At 38.2% G+C, this 23,176-nt stretch carries 24 protein-coding genes, 1 tRNA gene and 1 pseudogene; 3 read left to right on the top strand and 23 right to left on the bottom strand.

Annotation, left to right across the window (positions count from 1 at the left end; all coding sequences use genetic code 11):
• Positions 1 to 970: 970 nt before the first annotated feature.
• Genes ACQKN2_RS23225 through ACQKN2_RS23215 form a run of 3 tightly spaced genes read right to left on the bottom strand, consistent with a single transcriptional unit; the run spans position 971 to position 2,818 of the window.
• Positions 971 to 1,579 carry an FMN-binding negative transcriptional regulator gene (locus ACQKN2_RS23225; RefSeq protein WP_427417033.1) on the bottom strand — a complete coding sequence of 203 codons (609 nt, stop codon included), beginning with the start codon at positions 1,577 to 1,579 and terminating at the stop codon, positions 971 to 973.
• 18 nt (positions 1,580 to 1,597) lie between these two features.
• A complete protein-coding gene (locus ACQKN2_RS23220; protein WP_427417032.1) occupies positions 1,598 to 1,834 on the bottom strand; it encodes a glutaredoxin family protein in 237 nt (78 codons plus the stop codon).
• A gap of 60 nt (positions 1,835 to 1,894) precedes the next feature.
• Positions 1,895 to 2,818 (bottom strand): DMT family transporter, encoded by a 924-nt coding sequence (locus ACQKN2_RS23215; protein ID WP_427417031.1) that lies wholly within the window; start codon positions 2,816 to 2,818, stop codon positions 1,895 to 1,897.
• A 130-nt stretch (positions 2,819 to 2,948) separates the two neighbouring features.
• Between ACQKN2_RS23215 and ACQKN2_RS23210 the strand changes: the two genes are divergently transcribed.
• Positions 2,949 to 4,325 carry a PLP-dependent aminotransferase family protein gene (locus ACQKN2_RS23210; RefSeq protein ID WP_427417030.1) on the top strand — a complete coding sequence of 459 codons (1,377 nt, stop codon included), beginning with the start codon at positions 2,949 to 2,951 and terminating at the stop codon, positions 4,323 to 4,325.
• 123 nt (positions 4,326 to 4,448) lie between these two features.
• On the opposite strand, the pseudogene ACQKN2_RS23205 reads toward ACQKN2_RS23210, so the two are convergent.
• The 3 genes and pseudogenes from ACQKN2_RS23205 to ACQKN2_RS23195 form a co-directional block, all read right to left on the bottom strand.
• Positions 4,449 to 4,934: pseudogene (locus tag ACQKN2_RS23205) on the bottom strand (alpha/beta hydrolase family protein); the annotation flags it as partial.
• Positions 4,935 to 5,094: 160 nt separating this feature from the next.
• Positions 5,095 to 5,847 (bottom strand): TPM domain-containing protein, encoded by a 753-nt coding sequence (locus ACQKN2_RS23200; protein WP_427417029.1) that lies wholly within the window; start codon positions 5,845 to 5,847, stop codon positions 5,095 to 5,097.
• Positions 5,847 to 6,428, bottom strand: a complete 582-nt coding sequence (locus ACQKN2_RS23195) for a LemA family protein (RefSeq protein WP_427417028.1) — start codon at positions 6,426 to 6,428, stop codon at positions 5,847 to 5,849. The genes ACQKN2_RS23200 and ACQKN2_RS23195 overlap by 1 nt, the downstream gene beginning before the upstream one ends.
• Positions 6,429 to 6,642: 214 nt before the next feature.
• Here ACQKN2_RS23195 and ACQKN2_RS23190 point away from each other — a divergent pair, with 214 nt between their 5' ends.
• Positions 6,643 to 7,257: a spore coat protein gene (locus ACQKN2_RS23190; RefSeq protein WP_323651751.1), complete on the top strand. Its 615-nt coding sequence runs from the start codon at positions 6,643 to 6,645 to the stop codon at positions 7,255 to 7,257.
• 542 nt (positions 7,258 to 7,799) lie between these two features.
• On the opposite strand, the gene ACQKN2_RS23185 is transcribed toward ACQKN2_RS23190, so the two are convergent.
• Positions 7,800 to 7,874, bottom strand: a tRNA-Arg gene (locus tag ACQKN2_RS23185).
• A 514-nt stretch (positions 7,875 to 8,388) separates the two neighbouring features.
• On the opposite strand from ACQKN2_RS23185, the gene clpP reads away from it, so the two are divergent.
• Positions 8,389 to 8,979: an ATP-dependent Clp endopeptidase proteolytic subunit ClpP gene (clpP, locus tag ACQKN2_RS23180; protein WP_427417027.1), complete on the top strand. Its 591-nt coding sequence runs from the start codon at positions 8,389 to 8,391 to the stop codon at positions 8,977 to 8,979.
• A gap of 106 nt (positions 8,980 to 9,085) precedes the next feature.
• Here clpP and ACQKN2_RS23175 read toward each other — a convergent pair whose 3' ends face one another.
• The 16 genes from ACQKN2_RS23175 to ACQKN2_RS23100 form a co-directional block, all read right to left on the bottom strand.
• Positions 9,086 to 9,421: a hypothetical protein gene (locus ACQKN2_RS23175; RefSeq protein ID WP_427417026.1), complete on the bottom strand. Its 336-nt coding sequence runs from the start codon at positions 9,419 to 9,421 to the stop codon at positions 9,086 to 9,088.
• Between the two features lie 229 nt (positions 9,422 to 9,650).
• Entirely contained in the window at positions 9,651 to 9,908 is a 258-nt protein-coding gene (locus ACQKN2_RS23170; protein ID WP_323649787.1) for an HPr family phosphocarrier protein, read from the bottom strand.
• A gap of 95 nt (positions 9,909 to 10,003) precedes the next feature.
• The gene (gene whiA / locus ACQKN2_RS23165; protein WP_427417025.1) at positions 10,004 to 10,951 is read right to left on the bottom strand and encodes a DNA-binding protein WhiA; all 948 of its coding nucleotides are present in this window, start codon (positions 10,949 to 10,951) and stop codon (positions 10,004 to 10,006) included.
• Positions 10,952 to 11,025: 74 nt separating this feature from the next.
• Positions 11,026 to 12,000 carry a gluconeogenesis factor YvcK family protein gene (locus tag ACQKN2_RS23160; protein ID WP_427417024.1) on the bottom strand — a complete coding sequence of 325 codons (975 nt, stop codon included), beginning with the start codon at positions 11,998 to 12,000 and terminating at the stop codon, positions 11,026 to 11,028.
• Between the two features lie 4 nt (positions 12,001 to 12,004).
• Positions 12,005 to 12,898, bottom strand: a complete 894-nt coding sequence (rapZ, locus tag ACQKN2_RS23155) for an RNase adapter RapZ (protein ID WP_427417023.1) — start codon at positions 12,896 to 12,898, stop codon at positions 12,005 to 12,007.
• A 9-nt stretch (positions 12,899 to 12,907) separates the two neighbouring features.
• Complete coding sequence (locus ACQKN2_RS23150; protein ID WP_427417022.1) at positions 12,908 to 13,375, bottom strand: 8-oxo-dGTP diphosphatase; 468 nt, start codon at positions 13,373 to 13,375, stop codon at positions 12,908 to 12,910.
• A 626-nt stretch (positions 13,376 to 14,001) separates the two neighbouring features.
• Positions 14,002 to 14,946, bottom strand: coding sequence for a thioredoxin-disulfide reductase (gene trxB, locus ACQKN2_RS23145; RefSeq protein WP_427417021.1), 945 nt, complete (start codon positions 14,944 to 14,946; stop codon positions 14,002 to 14,004).
• A gap of 167 nt (positions 14,947 to 15,113) precedes the next feature.
• Entirely contained in the window at positions 15,114 to 16,637 is a 1,524-nt protein-coding gene (locus tag ACQKN2_RS23140; RefSeq protein WP_427417020.1) for a tetratricopeptide repeat protein, read from the bottom strand.
• Positions 16,638 to 16,727: 90 nt separating this feature from the next.
• Positions 16,728 to 17,345, bottom strand: a complete 618-nt coding sequence (hisIE, locus tag ACQKN2_RS23135; protein WP_427417019.1) for a bifunctional phosphoribosyl-AMP cyclohydrolase/phosphoribosyl-ATP diphosphatase HisIE — start codon at positions 17,343 to 17,345, stop codon at positions 16,728 to 16,730.
• Positions 17,342 to 18,097 carry an imidazole glycerol phosphate synthase subunit HisF gene (gene hisF / locus ACQKN2_RS23130; protein WP_427417018.1) on the bottom strand — a complete coding sequence of 252 codons (756 nt, stop codon included), beginning with the start codon at positions 18,095 to 18,097 and terminating at the stop codon, positions 17,342 to 17,344. Before hisF ends, hisIE begins: the two co-directional genes overlap by 4 nt.
• Positions 18,091 to 18,723, bottom strand: coding sequence for an imidazole glycerol phosphate synthase subunit HisH (gene hisH, locus ACQKN2_RS23125; RefSeq protein ID WP_427417017.1), 633 nt, complete (start codon positions 18,721 to 18,723; stop codon positions 18,091 to 18,093). The genes hisF and hisH overlap by 7 nt, the downstream gene beginning before the upstream one ends.
• Entirely contained in the window at positions 18,720 to 19,319 is a 600-nt protein-coding gene (gene hisB / locus ACQKN2_RS23120; RefSeq protein WP_427417016.1) for an imidazoleglycerol-phosphate dehydratase HisB, read from the bottom strand. Before hisB ends, hisH begins: the two co-directional genes overlap by 4 nt.
• 4 nt (positions 19,320 to 19,323) lie before the next feature.
• Complete coding sequence (gene hisD / locus ACQKN2_RS23115; RefSeq protein WP_427417015.1) at positions 19,324 to 20,598, bottom strand: histidinol dehydrogenase; 1,275 nt, start codon at positions 20,596 to 20,598, stop codon at positions 19,324 to 19,326.
• Positions 20,599 to 20,629: 31 nt separating this feature from the next.
• Positions 20,630 to 21,253 (bottom strand): ATP phosphoribosyltransferase, encoded by a 624-nt coding sequence (gene hisG / locus ACQKN2_RS23110; RefSeq protein WP_427417014.1) that lies wholly within the window; start codon positions 21,251 to 21,253, stop codon positions 20,630 to 20,632.
• Positions 21,246 to 22,418 (bottom strand): ATP phosphoribosyltransferase regulatory subunit, encoded by a 1,173-nt coding sequence (locus tag ACQKN2_RS23105; protein ID WP_427417013.1) that lies wholly within the window; start codon positions 22,416 to 22,418, stop codon positions 21,246 to 21,248. The genes hisG and ACQKN2_RS23105 overlap by 8 nt, the downstream gene beginning before the upstream one ends.
• Before the next feature lie 471 nt (positions 22,419 to 22,889).
• Positions 22,890 to 23,176, bottom strand: a 287-nt coding sequence (locus tag ACQKN2_RS23100) for a hypothetical protein (RefSeq protein WP_427417012.1), incomplete at its 5' end; no start/stop codon positions are given.

Here is a 23,176-nt window from a genome sequence, read left to right as displayed (position 1 = left end):
ACATTTTATTCTATCAAAATATCAATGTGTTTGTCAAACCTATTTTGAAATATTTTTCACTGTCAATGTGACAGGACTTTATTCTATCAAAATATCAATGTGTTTGTCAACAACTATTTTGAAATATTTTTTCACTGCCAATGTGACAGGATTTTATTCTATCAAAATATCAATGTGTTTGTCAAACCTATTTTGAAATATTTTTCACTGTCAATGTGACAGGACTTTATTCTATCAAAATATCAATATGTTTGTCAAACCAATTTTAAAATGTTTTTTACTGTCGATGTGACAGGAATAACAATATATCACGATTACTTTTCCCTTGTCAACATGTTCAATCGATTAAGTTTTTTTCAATTAAGAGATCACCGGAAGAATGGAAAAAGATACTTTCTAAAAATCCGCCGGAGGCTTTAGGCCAACAGATGTTTTTTGCGCGAAAGCGAAGCGGCAGCAACAACACTATGTTGGTCACTCAAGCATTTTCACAGGATGTGAAGGTCTTAGCCTGAGTTCCTCTTTTTCAACGGGTGTTTGGACACCCGCTGAAAAGTAACTTAAATCCGCATTTATCTCACCACCTATAGAGGCGGGAGACTTCTGTAGCTGTCGCTTTGCTTTCGCTACAAAAAACATTTGTAACTGACGTTTCACTTGCGTTACAAAAAACATTTGCAGAAAGAAGTTAAAATGGGTGAAAAAGTTTGGGAAGATTAAGGTTACTATATTTATGTCTAAATAAATAATTAGCCTATTAGACGGAAAAGAATATTTTTCAGCCTATTCATTTCCGTCTGTGTATTTTGATTTATACAAGGATTTTATACACGATGTATCTCTTAAAGGTCTTGTATATACAATAAATATTTATTCAAACGAAAAGGCTGTAATGACAAGGGTTTGTTCCCTGTTGGATTCTGCAACATACATAGCAGGAGAAATGCAGATTTTTTAGTGAAGATTTCATTCACTTAATGTTTTGCTTCATTAAACGAGCGATTTGCCGCTCATTTGTATGTTCGATTTCTTCTAATTTTTGAATCACTAATTGCCGTCTATCATTAGAATGATCCTGACTTAATTTCTTTTGACCCTCCATATTGAAGATCTTTAATTTAAAACCTTGAACCCCTTTGTTTAGATTGCTTACACGTTGTTCATCTACCTGAGTTAGGCTATATGTGCTGTTACTGTGTTCATATTTTTCAATCATATTGTTAAATGATTTTATTAATTCATCATTATGCTCAATAAGCTCTATTTCTCCATAAACATGTACTGCTACATAATTCCATGTTGGGACAGCTTGATTTGTTTCATACCATGAAGGAGATATGTAGCAATGCGGTCCATGAAACACCGCTAATACCTTTTGATTTTCAATATCCTTCCATTGGGGATTACCTTTTGCAAAATGTCCAATTAAACAGTCTTTTTTGTCATTGAACAATAATGGAAGATGTGTTGCATAAGGTATTCCTTCATGGGTTGAAAAAAGTGTCGAAAAACTGTTCTCCTGAATAACTTCTATCATCTCAGATATATCTTTTATTTTAAAAGTCGCCGGTATGTACATCAGCAAATTCCCCCTTTGTTATTCGCTACACAAATGCTCCATTAGTGTTGCGTAATCCAAATTACCGTATTGTATAACTTGCCCATCCTTTTCTACTACCGGAATCATTAACATATATTTTTCATGTATGCTCTCATCTTCTTCAATATCAATGATTTCAATATCGAAATGTATATCCTCCTGTACAAGCTTTAATGTATGCAGTCCCTCTACACATAGCCCACAGTTAGCTCTACTAAAAAATTTCACGTTCAAATCACAGCACCTCCATCAAGTAATTATAAAACGAAACAGCTATCTGGAAGCAAGATTCTGTCATCCCCCTTCCACCTTATCGTTTAATTCAACAGATTCTTTTCTAATAACAGTAGTATTCTTGCCAATGATGACGGAAGCTACAACAATAATAGCTATTAAAATAGTAAATAATGCGATCGATTCATCGAGAAATAAAACTGCAAAGATAATCATTAAAAATGGCTGTAAATATTGAATTTGGCTAACTCTCGAGATTCCCCCCATAGCCATACCACCATACCAGGCTACATATGCTAGAAATTGACTAACGACAGCTAGATACAAAAAACTAATCCAAGCTTTTATAGGAGCATGCAACATCTCAGCAGAAACATTTAATATCACTGGAATAATAAGAAAAGGAACAGCAATTATGATTGCCCATGCGATTACTTGCCAGCTTCCTAATTCTCGTGCTAGCATGCCTCCTTCTGCATAGCTGAGCCCGAGTATGATGACGGCTGTCAATAAGGCAATATCTGCCACATGCAATTGACCTAATCCAAGATAGATAGCATAAATCATTACTGCCATCGCACCAACTATACTTGATAGCCAAAATTTAATAGAAGGAATTTCACCGGCTCTTATCATTGCAAACCCTGCAGTTGCTAAAGGTAACAGAGCTAATTCTACAGCCCCATGAGAAACTGGCAAACTTGTCATTGCCCAAGAGGTGAGTAAGGGGAATCCTAAAACCGCGCCTAAAGAGACAATGATTAAGCTCTTGAATTGACGAGCGGTGGGCAGTTTTTCTTTTCTTACAATCAATACAATAGCAACTAAAATCGAAGCGATTACTGCTCTTCCCAAGCCAACGATTGTTGTCCCAAAATATTCTACTGCTACACTTGTTGCAGGTAATGTTAAGCTAAAACAGATGACGCCCACTAAGCCTAATAATAACCCCATTTTTTCCTTGCTGTTTTCTTGCACAATCATCAGCTCCCAACAATTTTTATGCCAAACTGCACCATTTGTGCTGGTACAATAAATATTAAGAGGAACTATCATAAAAATAAACAGGATTTTACGCCATCTGTCCTGGTACAGAATAAGGAGGGATTATATTTTGAGCACAAAGTATAATGAGATTATTGATGAAATTAAAGATCAGTTAACAAATGGCTTACTTATTGCAGGTAGTAAACTTCCTTCAGTACGACAATTGTCTGAAAAATTCTTCTGCAGTAAAAACACAGTTATCAAAGCTTACGACGAGCTTGAAAAAGAACATTTAATTTTCTCTATCCCAAAAAGCGGTTATTATGTTGTCAATGAATTTCAAAATCCTAACAATAAAAGTAATACTATCGACTTTTTGTCTGCCGGACCAGATAAAGACATCATGCCTTACATTGATTTTCAGCACTGTATCAATCAGGCCATTGATACTTATAAAGAAGAATTATTTACTTACACCGATCAACAAGGTCTCTACTCATTACGACTTCAATTGGTGAAGTATTTACAAAGCTTACAAGTATTTACCGAACCCGATAGACTATTTGTTGTATCAGGTTCTCAGCAAGCTCTAAATTTATTAGTTTCCATGCCATTTCCGAATGGGAAAAACAATATTTTAATTGAACAACCTACTTATTTTGGTTTAATAGAATCTGCCAATTTGCAACAAGCGACTACGTTTGGAATTGATTTATCTATGGAGGGGATTGATTTTAATCGTTTAGAATATATTTTCCGCAATAATGATATAAAATTTTTCTATATTGTTCCGAGATTTCAAAATCCACTTGGACATAGCTATACGAATATGGAGAAAAAACGAATTGTTGAATTAGCTGAAAAATACGACGTATATATAGTTGAGGATGACATCTTCGGGGATTTAGACCCAAATACTAAATCAGACCCATTATTTTCGTACAACCCTTCTGGTAGAGTTATTTATATAAAAAGCTTTTCTAAAATTTTTCTCCCTGGTTTAAGGATTGCTACTATAGTTCTTCCAAAATTAATGAGTAACAATTTTTTACGCTATAAATTTACTGCCGATTTTAATAGTTCTGTTCTTTCTCAAGGAGCATTAGAGATTTATTTAAAAAATGGAATGATGAATAGTCATGTTAAGAAAATAAAAGAGCTGTATTATAGGAAAATGAAACGTCTGCAGGAAGCTTGTGAGTTATTGCTACCAAATAATACGCTTTATACGAAGCCCTCTTCCGGATTCTATCTTACAATCGTTCTTCCTGAGAAAGTGACTACAAAGCAGACTGTCAATTTGTTAAAAGAACAAAATATTCTTGTGGATGATGCAGCTAGAATGTTCCTACCAGAATATAAAAAAGAAAACCTGATTCGATTAAGCATTTCTCAAGTTAATGAGAGTCAAATTCATACTGGAATAGAAAAACTTGCTCAATGTATCACAATTATTGATAGTAAGAAAAATGATATATATAGAAATAGTTTTCAGCTCTTATAATAGCTATGTCTTGACTGCACATTCGGAAGCGGCATAAACAAATTGTAGTATCAATCCTTTAATTAGAGCCCCTAACTAGAAAAAGACTGTGCAAGATATCTTCCTGCACAGTCTTCTTTCATATTATTTTTTCAGATGGCTATCTAAGAATTTCACCATCGCATTATAGAATTCAATGCGGTTCTCTTCATTACGGAAGATATGACCTTCATTGTCCTTTAGCATGTATTCCACATCAACGCCTCTTGCACGTAATGCTTCAACGATTTGATCAGATTCAGCTTTATTTACACGCGGATCGTTTGCACCTTGAGCTACAAATAACGGCGTTTTTATTTTATCAACATGGAAAACAGGTGAAGCAGCTGTTAATAACTCTTTATCGTTCACTGGATGCCCTATACGCTCATAGTACACATCAAGAGTTGTTTTCCAATATGGAGGGATTGTATTAAGTAATGTGAAGATATTCGATATACCTACATAATCAACCGCTGCTGCATATAAATCTGGTGTATATGTGATACCCGCTAAAGTTGCATAACCTCCAAATGATGCACCGTAAATTCCGATACGTTTAGGGTCTGCAATACCTCGATCGATTGACCATATAAATTCCTCCTTATATCAGTTCTCGTTATATCATTTATCAATACATTGAAATTGTAGAAATATTATCCATTTTGTCAATTGTTGATATAAATTAAACAATATTACCTTTTAAAACCAACAAAAAAAGCGAACTGCTTAGAGTTCACTTTTTAATATATTAAAACTTCCGACTTGCTCCACCACCAGCAGATGAACCTCCTCCGAATCCGCCAAAGCCACCGCCTCCAGAGCGACCGCTGCCAAAGCCGCCACCAAAACCACCTGGATAACCGCCACGTCGACCTGAACGAGGTCCTCCACCTCTTCCACTTGATACAACAAGTACTATGATAACGATTAAAATAATCATCCACGTTGGCATTCCTTTACTGTCAGCTGTATTTTTAGGCACTTCTCCATCCCAATTGTACTCTTGCGCGACAGTTTGAAATACTTCCGTGTACGTTGCTTTAAATGCCTTATCGATATCTCCACCACTTGCATTTGGATAAAACGCTGTATCTAAAATGCGCCCCAGCTTGCCATCAGGTAATGCTCCTTCGAGACCTTGACCTACAGCAATAACAACATCATTATTGCCTTCTCCCTGCCCAAACGTTGCTAAAATTAATACACCATTATTTTTCTTAGCATCGCCAATACCCCAAGAGCGAATCATTTTTGTAGCATACATTTTTGGTTCCTGACCATTAATATTATCTACTGTTACGACCATAATTTCAGCACCTGTACCTTTATCTAGCTGCTCTGAATAATGATTGAGCTCTTCCTTCACAGAGGCAGATAAAACATTGGCAAAATCATGAATATACGTATTTTTTATTGGTGTTGGCATTGCGGCATCTGCCGTTCTAATAGATAAAATAAATATGAAGCCAACAATAGCAAGTTGGATCATCAACCGTTTCATTATTGTTTACCTGAATTGCTAAAATCTATAGACGGTGCCTTTTCAGCACCAGCAGCTGCTTTAAAGTATTCCTTCTGTTCGAAACCAAACATCCCCGCAATTAAATTGCCTGGGAAACGTTTAACTGTTTTATTAAAAGCCTGCACTTCATTGTTGTAGTCTTCTCGGGCAACAGCTAAGCGATTTTCTGTCCCCGCTAATTCATCCATTAATTGACGGAAATTTGCATCTGCCTTTAAACTCGGATAATTTTCTACGACTACTAGCAATCGACTAAGTGCTCCGTTTAATGCATCATTGGCGACCGCTTGCTCCTTTGGACTTTGTGCACTTCCCATTTGTGCACGTGCCTCTGTAATGCTAGCGATAACTTCTTTTTCATGGTTGGCATATCCTTTTACAGATTCTACTAAGTTCGGAATCAAATCGTAGCGACGTTGTAGCTGATTTTCAACCTGAGCCCATTTCGAATCAACGCTTTCCTCGGCCGTTACAAGGTTATTGTATTTTGGAATAAATAGTAAGGCCAATACAACTAAAATAATAACGATAATTCCGATTGGTCCAAATAATTTTTTCAATTTTAAAACCACCTTCGCTTTCTTTTAGCTATCACTAAATATCAAAAATACTATTTGTTTTGGTGATGAGCCTTTCTTTTCCTTACAACTAATGTGCAACAAAAAAAACATCTCTATTCTACATATATGCAAACGCATTAATACCGTATGAAATTTATTTAACGTGCCATACTTAATACTGTAACAAAACTATGATATATAGGAGGCGCTTTTTTTGACACAATCGTTTCAAAACGAATCATCAAACCAAACATCATTCAACCAACAACAAAGCCTAAATCATGGTGGACATGAGCTAATGGACATGCATGAAACAATTGGCGAAATAATTGCTGGAATGAATCAATCCATCTTTTTACGTCAACATGTTAAGGATCCGGAATTACTTAGCATTTTGGATCGCCAATATAATTTCACATTAGGTATGTATAACACAATTGTGGAATCATTTAAAACAGGGCACGATCCTTCTGTACCTACAGGACGCTATCAAATGGAGACAGGAAATGATTTTAAATATGGATTAAATCCTGGCCAACCTAAAAAGCCTATGCAAAACGCAAGCGAGCTCAACGACGAAGCAATTTCTGGCTTCCTATTAGGTGCTCAAAAAGGAGCAGCAAAATGTATGACTGCTGCTGCAACGGAAACTACAAACCCTGTAGTTCGACGCGTTGTTGCTGATAGTATTCCCAACTGCATTGAAATGGCATACGAATTATCTATTTACCAAAATATGCATGGTTACTATCAAGTACCACAATATTCTCAACAAGATATGCATACGATGCTTAACTCGTACGACACTACAACAAATCCCCTTCATTAATTATAAAAAAACAAGAGCAGTCCCACATGTGATGCATTATCACAGGGGCTGCTCTTGTTTTTTTAAAATGCTTTCTCATTTGCGGATTACCAAAGATATCTCCCGACGTTCCCTCTTCAACCATATAGACACCATCCATAAAACAACACGTTCTCCAAGTTCACAGGAAAAGCCCATTTCATGTGTTACCACTATCATGGTTATACCTTCAGCCGTTAAATTTTTCATTACGTTTATCACGGTCTGAATAAATGAACATGCACCAAACATTCATGTTTGATGCTATTTTGCAAAAAAAAAAAAGAATCCCCTCAGATAGGATTCTTTTTTTTCGACTAGTATAACTAGTCTCACGTACAGTATGTTCACTAAAAAATAATTTGGAGTTGTTGCTTTTTTGAAGGTTTGAAAGGAACAGATTCGGGAATAATGCCTACTAGGTTATATTCCCATTTTTCCCCGCTCTTTCTCCACTAAGCAGGCTGCTAAACTACTTATTAGGAGAATTCGAGTTATAAAATTATATCAAATAATCAGTAAAATGGCGCCCTCGGAGGGAATCGAACCCCCAGTGCAAGAACCGGAATCTTACGTGTTATCCATTACACCACGAGGGCAATTGAACACAAAAAAAAGTACCACTAGGCTTTACGAAAAGCATGATGTAGATAATCCTCATTTGAAGCATACCTGACAAAATAGTGTACTGTACTTTAACTTATGACCTTATCAATTATACAAACGTATTGCTCATAATTCAACTATAGAATGTAAAACATTTAAACTTTTTTTATTTTCATTCAATAAGTGTCAAAATACCTATTAAATGGAGATACAGTCTCCAGCGGATGTCACGCATTAGCAAAGAATTTAATGTGCGGGCACAATTCAAAATCCGGACGCATTGTTTATCTACGTGAAAGCGCAGCGTCGGCTACAAATGTTTACTGTAGCGAAAGCGGAGCGTCAGTTACAATTACACCAAGGTGAAATTGTTTTAATTTATTTCACTTTAACAGGGTTAATATTTGACCTTCCCTGACTATAATGTGTATGATAAGGATACAGCTGAAATACAAAGGTTGTTTTCAGCAACAGTATTCGAATTTAGTTTTTTAAGGAGGATTTAACATGAATTTAATTCCTACAGTTATTGAACAAACAAGCCGTGGTGAACGTGCATATGACATCTATTCACGACTACTAAAAGACCGTATTATCCTATTAGGAAGTGCTATTGACGACAACGTTGCTAACTCAATCGTTGCTCAACTTCTATTCCTACAAGCAGAAGACCCAGATAAAGATATCCATCTTTACATTAACTCACCAGGTGGATCTATCACTGCTGGTATGGCAATTTATGACACAATGCAAATTATCAAGCCACAAGTACAAACAATTTGTATTGGTATGGCAGCATCTATGGGTGCTTTCCTACTTGCAGCTGGTGAACCAGGTAAACGTTTCGCATTACCAAATGCTGAAGTAATGATTCACCAACCACTTGGCGGTGCACAAGGTCAGGCAACTGAAATCGAAATCGCTGCAAAACGTATTTTATTCTTACGTGAAAAATTAAACGGTATTTTATCTGAACGTACAGGTCAACCACTTGAAGTCATTGCAAGAGATACAGACCGCGATAACTTCATGACTGCTGAGCGCGCAAAAGAATACGGCTTAATCGACCAAATTATGGATCGCAACGACCGTAAATAAAAAACGAAAGGCATCACAGATTTATTCTGAGATGTCTTTTTTTTTGCTTTGATGGGTCTATCCGACGCTTTGAATCCTCTTTTCATCATTTCGGTGGCTCTATTCGTCACTTTGGCTTTCTATCCATCATTTCGTCTCTTCTATCCACAACTTTGGCCTTTCTATCCATCATTTCGTCTCTTCTATCCACGACTTTGGCCTTTCTATCCATCATTTCGTCTCTTCTATCCACAACTTTGGCCTTTCTATCCATCATTTCGCCTCTTCTATCCACAACTTCTGCTTTTCTATCCGTCGCTTCGGCTCTTCTTTCCGTCACCTCGGCCCTTCTATCCGCCGCTGCCTTTTCTTCCGTCGCTTCGGCTCCTCTTCCCGTCACTTTGCCCTTTCTATCCGTCGCTTCGGCCCTTTTTTCCGTCACTCTACCCTTTCTATCCGTCACTTCAGCTTTCCTCCCGCAACTTCGACTCTCCTATCCATCACTTCAATCTTCCTATCCATCACTTCAATCTTCCTATCCATCACGTCGACAATCGAAGCAGGATGCCATTAACCTTAATGCACAAATATCCAACAAAATAATAGGACTTGTTTTTTCGATGAAAAAACGCAAAAAAACTGCCCAAGATGTAAGTATTACCTCTTGGACAGTCTCTGCATTATGAGTTTTTTTAATCTTCTTTTTCGATTAGGGATGCTAATGCTGTAACCGCTTGCTCAGCATCGTTACCATCACCGCTAAGGACAACCTCTGTTCCTTTTGCAATGGCTAAGCTCATAACACCCATAATGGATTTAGCATTTACTTTTTTCTCGTCTTTCTCAAGAAAGATATCTGCGCTAAAGCGATTTGCTTCTTGTACAAATAGCGCTGCTTGTCTAGCTTGTAGCCCTAATTTTAATTTTACATGGACTCTTTTCTCGGTCATTCTCAAAACTCCCCTTTACTACCGTTCATCTTATTATTTTTATCTTACCTTACTTACTAGCAAAAGAACAATACGTACCTGAAAAGTATGAAAATTTAGCCACCAATTTTTTCTCCACTTCTTAATGCATCGGCAATCTCATCAATTTTCCGTAATCGATGATTGACACCTGATTTACTAACCGTTCCACTTGATACCATTTCCCCAAGTTCTTTCAGTGTTACATCTTGATATTCTACTCGTAATCGCGCTATTTCACGAAGCTTTTCTGGCAATTGATCGAGACCTATCGAATTTTCAATATATCGGATATTCTCTACCTGACGTAATGCGGCACCTATTGTTTTATTTAAGTTTGCTGTTTCACAGTTAACAATGCGATTAACACTATTTCTCATGTCTCGCAATATGCGAACGTCTTCGAACTTCATCATTGCTTGATGAGATCCAACAATATTAAGGAAATCAGAAATTTTTTCAGCTTCCTTTAAATAGGTTACAAAGCCTTTTTTTCGTTCAATTGTTTTTGCGTTTAGCTCAAATTCATTCATCAAATCCATTAAAGCCTCGCCATGCTCTTTATATAATGAATAAACTTCTAAATGGTAGGCGGATGTTTCTGGATTGTTGACAGAGCCCCCAGCTAAAAATGCTCCTCGTAAATACGCTCTTTTTTGGCCACTCTTTTTAATGAGCTCCCGAGAAATAGTATGATTAAATTGAAAGTCGTCTGAGATGATTTCTAAGTCAATTAGTAGCTCACGCGCACCGTCTCTAACACGGCAAATGTATACGTTATTTTTTTTCAAACGCATTTTTTTTCTAACAAGTAACTCTACATTATATGGATATAGCTTTTTCATAATCGTATAAAGTCTTCTTGCGATTGCAGCGTTTTCAGTTTGTACGTCTAAGCTTAACTGTTTATTAGCAAAGGATAATGAACCATTCATACGAATTAGGGCAGATACTTCTGCTTTCATACAATGATCGTCCGCTTCTATTTGAGTTAATTCCTTTTTCGTTTCAGAAGCAAAAGACATATCACGCCCTCCTTTCAACCTTTTGTTCTATGTATATGCCATCTTATCATATACAATAAGCGCTTTATAATTTACTAACTTTTTGCCTCATAGATTTTTGCATAATCTACAAGCCATTTTGCAACGTTTGCCGCATTATGACGAACCGTTCCATCTGGACGAATAGTGGCAATATCTCGTTGAATAACCTCTAATCGCATACTTTCGAGCTTTGCAACGTCGAACATTACTGGCTCAGCACTCTCTTCCTTATAAAGCTCTTTTACAGGATGAGGAAGTTTCTCATCATTTACTAAAATAGAATCAATGAAGGTGTCTCCAACATGATCATATAAAGCTTTAACATGATCACCAGCTGTATAGGAAATGGTTTCACCTTTTTGAGTCATTAAATTACAAACGTAAATTTTTCTTCCTTTAGCCTTTACAACAGCTTCCCCAATTTCTTTTACAAGAAGGTTTGGAATTATACTTGTATATAAACTTCCCGGACCAATTAAAATATAGTCAGCACGATTGATTGCTCGAATAGCTTCTGGTAGCGGTTGCACGTTTTCAGGCACTAAAAAAACTCGACTAATTCGTTTTTTAGCCAAGGGAATTTTCGATTCACCTTCAATGATAGAACCGTCCTCTAGTTCAGCATGTAAATTTATCTTTTTATTCGCTGCTGGTATGACGCGGCCATGCACCTTTAAAACCTTTCCCATTTCACTAATAGCATGGTTAAAGTCACCAGTAATATCTGTTAAAGCCGTCAGCATTAAATTACCTAATGAATGACCATTTAAATCTTCCGATGCTAAAAATCGATATTGAAACATTTGCTCTACAAGCGGCTCAACATCCGATAACGCTGCGATAACATTACGGACATCTCCAGGTGGTGGAATATCATAGTCATCTCGTAAGCGTCCTGAAGAACCGCCATCATCTGCTACTGTCACAATTGCAGTAATATCAAATGGGTGGTGCTTGAGTCCTCGTAGTAAGGTAGAAAGCCCTGTGCCACCACCTATTACAACAAGCTTTGTTCGCTTCTTTCCCATTCACTCAATCCTTTCTACGATTGATGTCACGATGCGTAATAACGGTATTTTCTTTCCCAGCTAAATATGCCCCGAAATATTCCGCTAATGTTACCGAGCGATGCTGTCCTCCAGTACATCCAAAAGCAATGACAAGTTGTGATTTGCCCTCTTGTCTATAAAGAGGAATCATAAATTCAAACAAATCCGTAAGTTTTTGAATGAGTGTTTGCGCATCCTCAAGTGCCAGAACATAGGAAGATACCTCGGTTTGTAAACCTGTTTTATGACGTAACTCCTCTACATAATATGGATTTTTTAAAAAACGGACATCAAACACTAAGTCGGCATCAATCGGCATACCATGCTTAAATCCAAAAGACATGATATTTACTGAGAATATATTATTGGCATCATTTGCAAAATCTTTTGCAATTTTTTCACGTAGCTCTTTAGGCTTCATATTAGATGTATTATAAACATATTTAGCCCGCCCCTTTACTTCCGATAAAAGATTGCGTTCTTGTTTAATGCCATTTAATAGTAACCCATTTACAGCCAATGGATGTGCACGTCTTGTTTCCTTATAACGTCTAACTAACGTTGCATCATCTGCATCTAAAAATAAAATTCGTGCAGCTATATCGCCTTCTTTTAGTATATGGTCGAGGGCGCCAATAAGAGAATCAAAAAAGTCGCCGCCACGCATATCCATGACAGCTGCTATACGTGTAATATTTTTACCCGAATCCCTTAGTAGGGTTAAAAATGTTGTAAGTAACGCTGGTGGTAAATTATCAATACAGTAATACCCTAAATCTTCAAAGCTTTGAATAGCTACTGTTTTCCCAGCTCCAGACATTCCTGTAATAATAACCAATTCATGTGTACCTTTTAGGTCTTCAACCACCACTGTCATGCAGCTCCTTTATTGTTCTATTGATATTTGTATTTTCTCATGAAGTAATTCAAAATCAGTCGTATATTCAAATGTACCGTACTGAATGCCTGATTGTGAGATAGCAAATTGTAAGTTTGTTCGATCACCTTCAGCCATAGGCAAATGTTTCAAATCCTCTACTGGGTGCCATGCGAGTTTGCCTTCTCTAGTTTCTTGAAACGGTACGCCTTCTATATCCTTTGCAACAAATGTATAAAGCATCCATTCGTCCACTACCTCATTATTTTCTTTAATAATCATCGTATAAACACCCTTTAAATGAGCATTTATAGGTGTGACATTTGTTTCTTCTTTAAACTCACGTACAGCAGCCTCATAAATCGACTCACCGCGCTCCATCTTACCCCCAGGAGCTACGTACCAGCCACGTCTAGGCTTCTGAAGTAATAATACTTGACCGTCTTTTACGGCTATTAAATTTGCAATTCTTTGCATAGGCACACCTCTAATCACTTTTACGTTCTTCCTTTTATTATAGCAAGACTAAACAAGGTTTGTCCTCAATTCTAAACTTTAGGCGCATTGCAATTTTAACTTCACCGATACATGCGGGGAAACTTGTGTTTACCCTCTATTTAAGCATATGAAACTCCGCCACAAAAAAATTCGAAATTTCCGTTTACAACAAAAATAGGTTGCTCCACCTATTTGGTGGAAACAACCTACTCAACAAAATAAAAGGGGGATTGCTAATTACACTTTTTATCTTACACCTTTTATATGTCATTCAAGTTACAACTATATTAAGACCGTATTAAAATTGTATTTTTTTCCTTAAAAACTAATCAAGAGAATCATCACCATAACGTGGGGTTGATTTCCGTCCCGACTGGGCGCTTTCCTGGGGGCGTCCGATGAGCCGCTTGGGGCAACACGCTGTTGGTCACGAAGGCGTTATCACAGGACGTGATGCTTTTAGCCTTCGTTCCTCAATATCGCTAATCCCCAAGGAGTCGCCCTGCCGTAACGAAGATCAACTTAGATATCTGGCATATTAACAAATGTCATCCACAACTTGTGGTGATGAGCCAATCAAGAACAGATTTTAATATTGCTCCACTTTAAGCATTAATTTTTTCTAATAACTCTTCCACATAATGCTGTACCGCTTGTGCTGCAATACTTCCGTCTCCTGTCGCTGTAACGATTTGACGAAGTGATTTTTCACGTACATCACCAGCTGCGAAGATACCTGGTACTGTTGTTTCCATATTATCATTTGTCAAAATATAACCAGCATCATTTAAAATACCTAGAGACTCAAATGGTTTTGTTAATGGTAGCATTCCAATGTAAATAAATACGCCATTAGTTGCAAAATCAGATTCTGTACCATCTACAGTTGATTGTAATGTTACACTTCCAACTTTACCATCAGCCTCATTAATTTCTTTGACTGTTGCATTCCAAATGAAATCAATTTTTTCGTTAGCAAAGGCACGATCTTGGAGAATTTTTTGTGCGCGTAATTTATCACGACGGTGCACAATTGTTACTTTATCAGCAAAGCGAGTTAAATAAACGCCTTCTTCAACAGCAGAATCTCCGCCACCTACGACAACAAGATTTTTTTGTTTGAAGAATGCACCATCACATACTGCACAATAGCTGACACCACGGCCGCCAAGTTCTTTTTCGCCAGGCACGCCCATTTTTTTATACTCCGCACCTGTAGAAACAATAATTGCTCGTGTTTTATATTCTTTAGCACCTGATTTTATTGTTTTATATTCTTCACCATCAATAATTTCAGTTACATCGCCATACGCATACTCTGCACCAAATTTCTTAGCATGGTCGAACATTTTTGTCGACAGCTCAGGCCCTAAAATTGTATCAAATCCAGGATAGTTTTCTACTTCTTCTGTATTTGCCATTTGTCCGCCAGGGATCCCACGTTCAATCATTAAAGTTGAAAGGTTGGCACGTGATGTATAAACAGCCGCAGTCATACCAGCCGGACCTGCACCAATTATTACAACATCATAAATTTTTTCTTCTGACATAAATACTTCCCCCTAAACAAATACTTTTTTATCTTCATTCAGTAGGTGCGCAAACACCTACTGAATGAAGATAATGCCTCGGACGTAGCCAAGACGAAATTGATAATAACTTCAGTAAGTTCATCGTATGTGAAAGTAAAAAGTTATTCAACTATGTTGCTCATAGTCTAATTATTCGTGCTTGGTAAAAACATTAAAATTTCATCAATATACTTCGATAAAGTTGATACGGATACTCCGTATTGCTGAGCTATCTCTTTTTTTGTCACCTTGAGCATCCGAGAAGAACGGAATAAATAGTCATTTGCTCCTGCAATAGCCGCTGGATTTGTGAAACGATAATTGTTTATCAATGCTTGCTCACAAAGCACAAACCACATTTGGAACATTGGTGCAATTAATGTCGTAAGCTTACCGTACTGTTCAAGTAAAATTTCTGGCACACTTACTGCTCGTATAAAGCTAGCCTCTACTTTGTTTTTCATATCAAATTGATGTTCTAGTGCATAAGCTAGGAATAGCTTTTCATACGCATTACATTGTTCAACATCAATCCATTTGGGATGTGCGATAATTTCCTGTTTATGTGCTGTACAACTTAGTAAAAATAAACCAAATATGCGCTCACTTGTATAATCGCTCTCCAGCTTCTCCACAATATAATCACGGTCATGTTCTAATGCATCCAGTGAATACGTGTTTTCTTCTTGACGCCAAGGTTCGAAGCCTTCTTTTTCAGGATCTAGCTCAAGTAGCTGCTCCCATGCACTCTTTGATATTTCTTCATGTCCTGAGAAATAAGCCGCATGTGATAACCAAAAGTAAAAGCCAGCATCGCCTACATAGCCTCTTTTTTGCATGCTACGCAACCATTTAAATGCTAATTCATATTGTCCAACGAGCGCTAATGTTGCACCCAACTTATAGCGATGTTCCCATAAGTATGGCTGAATTTTCACAAGTACTTCTAAAAGATCCTTTAGATCTTCTTCATTTTTTTCATAGTACGCGATAACCGTTAAATTACATAGTGCATGTAAATTCCCCTTGTTTTCACGTAATACCTTATTTAAAAGCGCCTTTGCCTGTTCTGCTTCACCAACATAAAAATAGGCAAGGGCTAAGTTGTTATAAGCTGACCAAAAATCTGGTCTATCTTCAATTAACTCTTCTAGCATATTAATAGCTTCAGGGAAATCTCCCTTTTCCATACAACGTCTTGCTTGCTCCTGCCGATATAAATCTTCAGCAGAACCTTCAAGCTCCTCAAAATCATCCTGCTCAAAATCAACAAAGTCTAATATTTCAGCAGCTTCATCAGCATAAGCGCCCTCTGGCTCTATTTGTAAATATTGCTCTGCAAAGCGTTTAGCATCATGTATGATACCGATACATCCTGAAATCTCTGCCATGTAAAAAATAATTTCTGGATTGTCTTTATCTATCTGATAGGCACGATGAAGAAGATCATACGCTTCCTCGAAACGTTGACCCTCTAACTCTACTATCGCTAATTGCAATAAAATCATTGGATCATCAGGACTTAAATCAACTGCTCGCTGTAAATATTTATAGGCTTTATTCATTTGTCCGCTATTCATTGCTTGAATTGATTTTTTATAATAATAGTCGCCTGTTGGAATGAACGACACTATATTCGTTTGATTCTCTTTTTGACGTTTCTTTTCCAATATATTTCCTCCGAAACAAGAAATAAGGAACGTATGATACGTTCCTTTACACAGTAACTTCTATTATAACATACAAAAAGCAATATGCCGTTATTTCTCCTCATGACGTTTTTCCAACACCTGTAACACGTCATAAACACTTACTTTTTGCTCTTGTAGTAACACTAGTAGATGATACATTAAATCGGCAGCTTCCCATTTTACTTCTTCTGAATCGCGATTTTTTGCACCTATAACAACCTCAGTTGCTTCTTCTCCAACTTTTTTACAGATCTTATCGATTCCTTTATCGAATAAATATGTAGTATACGCCCCTACCGGCATTTCTTGCTCACGTTTCGCAATGATATTGACCAGTTTAGAAATAATCTCGACAGATCCGACCTTGGCATTTTGTTGAATAATCTCTGTAAAGCAAGAAGTTGTTCCATTATGACAAGCTGGACCAGCAGGAATTACTTCCACGACTAATGCATCACCGTCACAGTCCGCTTTGATTGACACAACTTTTTGTGTATGGCCACTTGTTGCCCCTTTGTGCCAGAGCTCTTGACGTGAACGTGAGAAGAACCATGTTTCTCCCGATTCAAGTGTTTTTTCTAGAGATTCTTTATTCATATACGCTACAGTTAGTACTTCTTTTGTATTCGCATCTTGTACAACTGCAGTGACAAGACCTTTTTCATCAAATTTAATGCTATCCATCATCTTACTGCCACTCCTTTTTCACGTAAGTATTCTTTTACTTGTGCTACGCTCGTTTCTTTGTAATGGAAGATGGATGCGGCAAGTGCTGCATCGACATCTTCAGCTAATACCTCGTAAAAATGTTCGGCATTTCCTGCACCGCCACTTGCAATAACCGGAACTGTCACAGCTTCTCTCACAGCTTTTGTTAAGGCTAAATCAAAACCTGATTTCTCGCCGTCCTGATTCATACTCGTTAATAAAATTTCACCAGCACCTAAGCGAACTGCTTCCTTCGCCCACTCAGTTACCTGCCATGTTGTTTTGTTTCGGCCTCCATGCGTATAAACCATCCATGTGGCATCTTCCTCGCTAAAGCGGGCATCAATAGCTACAACAATACATTGTGCACCAAAGAAGTCAGAACCTTCTTTAATCAGCTCCGGTCGCTCTAGAGCAGAAGTATTCACGGATACTTTATCGGCACCTGCACGTAAAATGCGTTTCATATCATCTAATGTACGAATTCCACCACCTACTGTGAATGGAATGGCTAATGTAGCTGCAGTTTGCCGGACGACATCAACCATTGTTTCACGTCCTTCATGTGATGCTGAGATATCTAGAAACACAAGCTCATCTGCCCCTTGCTCATCATAAAATCTAGCAAGCTCTACTGGGTCACCCGCATCTCGTAATGACACAAACTGTACACCTTTTACAACACGTCCCTCTTGCACATCAAGACATGGAATAATGCGCTTTGTTAACATGATGCCACCCCCTTCAACCACTGCTCTAATAAATACACACCTAGTTCACCCGACTTTTCAGGATGGAACTGCATGCCCGTAATAGAGCCATTTGCAACTATGCCAGGAACGTTAATACCATGGTAATCCGCATAAGCGACGAGCTCCGTTTCATCAATATCGGTTGCATAAAATGAGTGCACAAAATAAACATGCTTTGCCGTTACTTCACCTTTTAACCATGAAGGACGCTTTGTTACTACGAGCTCATTCCATCCCATATGCGGTACTCGGTACTTCTGCCCTGCGTTGTCACCACTAAATCGTTTAATACTTCCTTTAAAAAAGCCCAAACCGTTCGTAGTCGTCACTTCTTCACTTTGCTCAAATAGTAATTGCATTCCTAAGCAAATTCCGAGAAGTGGTCGATTTTCAGCTTTCACCTTGTGTAAATATCGATCTAAATTCGTTTCAGCTAAACGTTTGATGGCATCTGGAAAGGCACCAACACCAGGAAGCAACAGTGCATCTGTTGTATCTAGCACTTTTTCGTTAGACGTGACAACAACCTCACAGCCAAGTCGTTTTAAGGCTTGTTCAACACTAAATAAATTCCCCATCCCATAATCAATAACACCTATCTTCACGTTAACAGCCCCTTAGTCGATGGTACACCTTTAACACGTGGATCAATTTCCACTGCTGCGTCAATGGCACGTGCTAACGCTTTAAAAATAGCTTCGATAATATGATGTGTATTTTGTCCATAAGGTACGATGATATGAACATTCATCCGTGCCTCAAGTGCAAACTTCCACAAAAATTCATGTACTAATTCAGTATCAAAACTACCGACCTTTTCCTTCAACTGTGGCACACGATATTCTAAGTGCGGGCGATTCGAGCAATCCACAACGACCTGTGCAAGCGCATCATCCATTGGCACAAATGCTGTCCCGTAACGCTTTATTCCTTTTTTATCACCGAGCGCTTCACGAATAGCTTGGCCTAATACAATTCCGAGGTCTTCTGTTGTATGGTGATCGTCTATATAGGTATCACCGTTCGCTTGTATCGTCCCATCAAAAAGACCATGTTTGATAAATAGATCAAGCATATGATCCATAAAGCCAACACCCGTTTCAATATCCGCCTTTCCTTCGCCATCTAAATTGATGGCTACCGAAATTTGCGTTTCATTTGTTATACGTTCAACTTTTGCATATCGTTTCTTTTCAGTCATAGTATTACTCCTTCTCCCATCCACGCGATTCGACCGCACGCGCATGGCCCTCTAAGCCTTCCATACGTGCTAGACGTGCAATTTTCGGTGCATTTTCTGCCCAAGTTTTTTCACTATAAAAGACGACGCTCGATTTTTTCACAAAATCATCGACGTTTAAACCACTTGCAAAGCGTGCCGTGCTATTCGTTGGCAGCACATGGTTTGTCCCTGCAAAGTAATCGCCAACTGGTTCTGAGCTATAACGACCGATGAAAATACCACCTGCATGTCGTACTTGTTCAGCTACAGCCTCAGCATTTTTTGTGACAATTTCTAAATGCTCAGGTGCTAATGAATTAATGGCATCTATGGCATCTGCCATCGTTTCCGCCACATAAATGGCACCAAAGTTTTCTATCGATGCACGCGCTACCTCTTCACGCGGTAAAGTCGTTAATTGCTTCTCCACCTCATCAGCTACTTTTTTAGCCAATTGCTCAGAAGTCGTTACTAAAATGGCACAAGCCAATTTATCATGCTCCGCCTGTGATAAAAGATCGGCCGCGATTTCATCAGCAAATGCTGTGTCATCTGCTAACACGGCAATTTCACTTGGACCTGCAATCATATCAATTGCTACCTCACCAAATACTTCACGTTTTGCTAATGCTACAAAAATATTTCCTGGACCTGTAATTTTATCAACTGGAGAAATTGTTTCTGTGCCATATGCAAGAGCCGCAATCGCCTGAGCTCCACCGATTTTGTATATTTCTTCTACCCCTAAAATATGCGCTGCAGCAAGTACACCTGGAGGTAAGTTTCCATCGCGACCTGCTGGAGATGTCATAACAATGCGCTTGACACCAGCAACTTGTGCAGGAATAACATTCATCAAGACCGAAGATGGGTATGCTGCTGTACCGCCAGGAACATAAAGGCCTACCGCATCAAGAGCAGTAATTCGTTGTCCAAGCCATGAGCCATCTTTAAGCTCTAAGCGATAACCTGAACGCTTTTGCCGTTCGTGATAAAAGCGAATATTTTGGGCAGCTTCTGTTAAATCAGCATAAAGCTGTGGATCAATTGAATTTGCGCCCGCTTCTATTTCTTCCTTCGTTACGCGTAAATGATCAGGGGCAAAGCCATCCCATTTTTCTGTATAAAAACGTACAGCCACGTCACCTTGTGTACGAACGTCTGCTAATACTTGACGCACAACCTTTAACTGCTCTTCATTTCCACCTTCAAGTGGTCGTTTTAAGGAAATACCTTTTTCTAGCTTCGTTATTTTCATAGGATTAATCTCCTTTAAATCTAGGCAAGATTTATTTAACACATTTTTTTAAACGTTTCACGAGATCGATAATACGGTCACTTTTCATGCGATAGCTTACAGGGTTGGCAATTAATCGTGATGATACATCTGTAATAAATTCGTACTCCACTAAGCCATTTTCTTTTAGCGTACGGCCTGTTGAAACAATGTCGACAATTCGATCTGCTAAGCTAATCATGGGCGCCAATTCAATCGATCCATTTAGCTCAATAATTTCAACCTGCTCGCCAATACCCTTATAATATTTCATTGCAATATTAGGATATTTTGTCGCGATTCTTGGTGCTATTTCATTCATCGTCGTATTAGGTAAGCCCGCTGATGCGATATAACAAGTACTTATTTTCAGATCCAGTAACTCATGCACTTCGCGTTGCTGCTCTAGCAAAACATCCTTCCCAGCAATACCAATATCCGCTACACCATGTTCAACATACACAGGAACATCCATTGGCTTTGCTAATATAAAACGAATTTTCTCTTCTGGAATTTCTAGCATTAATTTACGGGACATTTCCACTTCTTCTGGTAAATTAAAGCCGGCTTCTAAAAGCATCTGGTATGCCTCGTCAAAAATGCGTCCCTTCGGCATGGCAATCGTTAATTCATTCACCGTCAACGTCCTCCTGTCCCACAACAACTACTTCTGTAAAGTGTGCTAAAAAACTTGCTTCATCGACAAGGCTACTCCTTAACTGTAAGGTAGCCTGTTTACCACTTGCTCGTAGCGCCTGTACCTTTGCAATCGCATCTTCAAATTGTGCTTCCTCAAATAACACGACTGTAGCTTCTTGTCGTTCATCAGATTGCCCATCTAGTGTTTCTAATAAGCGATCAACACGAATACTAAATCCTGTAGCGCCTACTTTTGAGCCAAATACCTCCAGCAATCCGTCGTAGCGTCCCCCATTGCCTAATGGAAAGCCACTGCCGGCAGCAAACACTTCGAATAACATGCCTGTGTAATAGCTCATGTGACTAGAAAGTGTAAAATCAAAGGCTACATAATCCGCTAAGTCTGCAATTTCAAGTAGTTTAGCGAGCTGCTGCATATATTCTAATGCGTCATTTTTCCGCACGTATTTTTCAATATCTTGAATTTCTTTAACATTCATAGCTTCTTCAATAAATTGTAGTAATGCATCGGATTTTGTTTTAGGTAAATCAAATGATTCTACCGCTTCTTCAAATCCTACATAATTGCGTTGCACAAGGAGTGTCCGCAGTATATTTTGTTGTTCAACGCTTTCTGTATAATCTTGTAAAATACAATTTAATATACCTGCATGACCGATCGTCACTTTAAATTTTACTAAGCCATATTGCTTTAATAACTCCATTGCCGTTACAATAACCTCAGCATCAGCAAATACAGAATTGTCTCCAATTAACTCGATCCCCATCTGATCAAATTCTGCTGGACGCCCACCTTCCGCTTCCTGTGCGCGAAAGACGCTAGCAAAATAAGCGAGACGTACTGGGATCATCTCTTTTAATAATTTTGAGGTTGCCACACGTGCAATTGGTGTTGTCATATCAGGTCGTAATACTAACGTGTTGCCCTGGCTATCTACTAATTTAAATAAATGCGCATCGGCTATTGCAGATGCTTTACCGACTGTATCAAAATACTCTACTGCAGGCGTTTTAATAAATTCATAGCCTCTTCTGCATAAAAAGTCTCGTCCAGTATTTCGAACGGTCTCTACCTTTTCAAATATTTGTGGAAATGTATCGCGCATTCCAAGTGGTTTTTCAAACATTTTAATAGACGACATTTTGACACTTCCTCACGTTTCACTTTAACTCACTAGAGTATTAGAGAATTAGATTATGAAAGAATTCTAACTTATTTCTTCTTTTCCGTCAATGCAACTACACGAAATTATCGAATAATTTCAATACTGATTATTCTGTTAATTATACTTAAAAATAAAAAAATTTAAACTTTATTCAACCGATTGAGCTTTTTCCTTCTTAAATCAGTAAAACATTAAAATTTCAAAAAACATTGTGCATAGTGTTAAAAAAAGAAATGGTCAAGGAAATCTTTGTGAATGTTGTGGCGAGTGATTTCCGTTCCAGGCTACTCGCTTTGTCGCTGACGCTTCGCTTTCGCGCAGAGCAAGGCTTCCTGTGGGCGAGCGTCGAGCCGCTTCCCCCGCTACGCTCCGTGCAGGGTCTCGCCAGTCTCGCTTTCCCACGGGAGTCGAGTAGCCTTCCACTCCAATAACGATAGCGTAGAACCTTTATAAATTTTGTGCATTTAAGAAGTGAACGCTATGACTACTCACCTTATTCGAACAGAATAGTGTTGATTGTACATTTGTTGTTACTGCCACTATGTTTTCATATATTAAACACTTGTTGCTGTCGCTTCGCTTTCGAACAGAAAACACTTGTTGTTGAGGTTGATTGTAGTGGAGACTGGGCGACTCCTCGGGGATCAGCAATAGAGGAACGAAGGCTAAAACCATCACATCCTGTGATAACGCCTTCGTGACCAACATCGTGTTGGCCCGAGACCCTGCAGCGA

The organism is Lysinibacillus sp. NPDC093688, from assembly GCF_050280145.1.
Lineage (GTDB): Bacteria > Bacillota > Bacilli > Bacillales_A > Planococcaceae > Lysinibacillus > Lysinibacillus xylanilyticus_B.
Note: the sequence above shows the minus strand (reverse complement) of the source record. Positions and strands in the feature narration are given on the sequence as shown.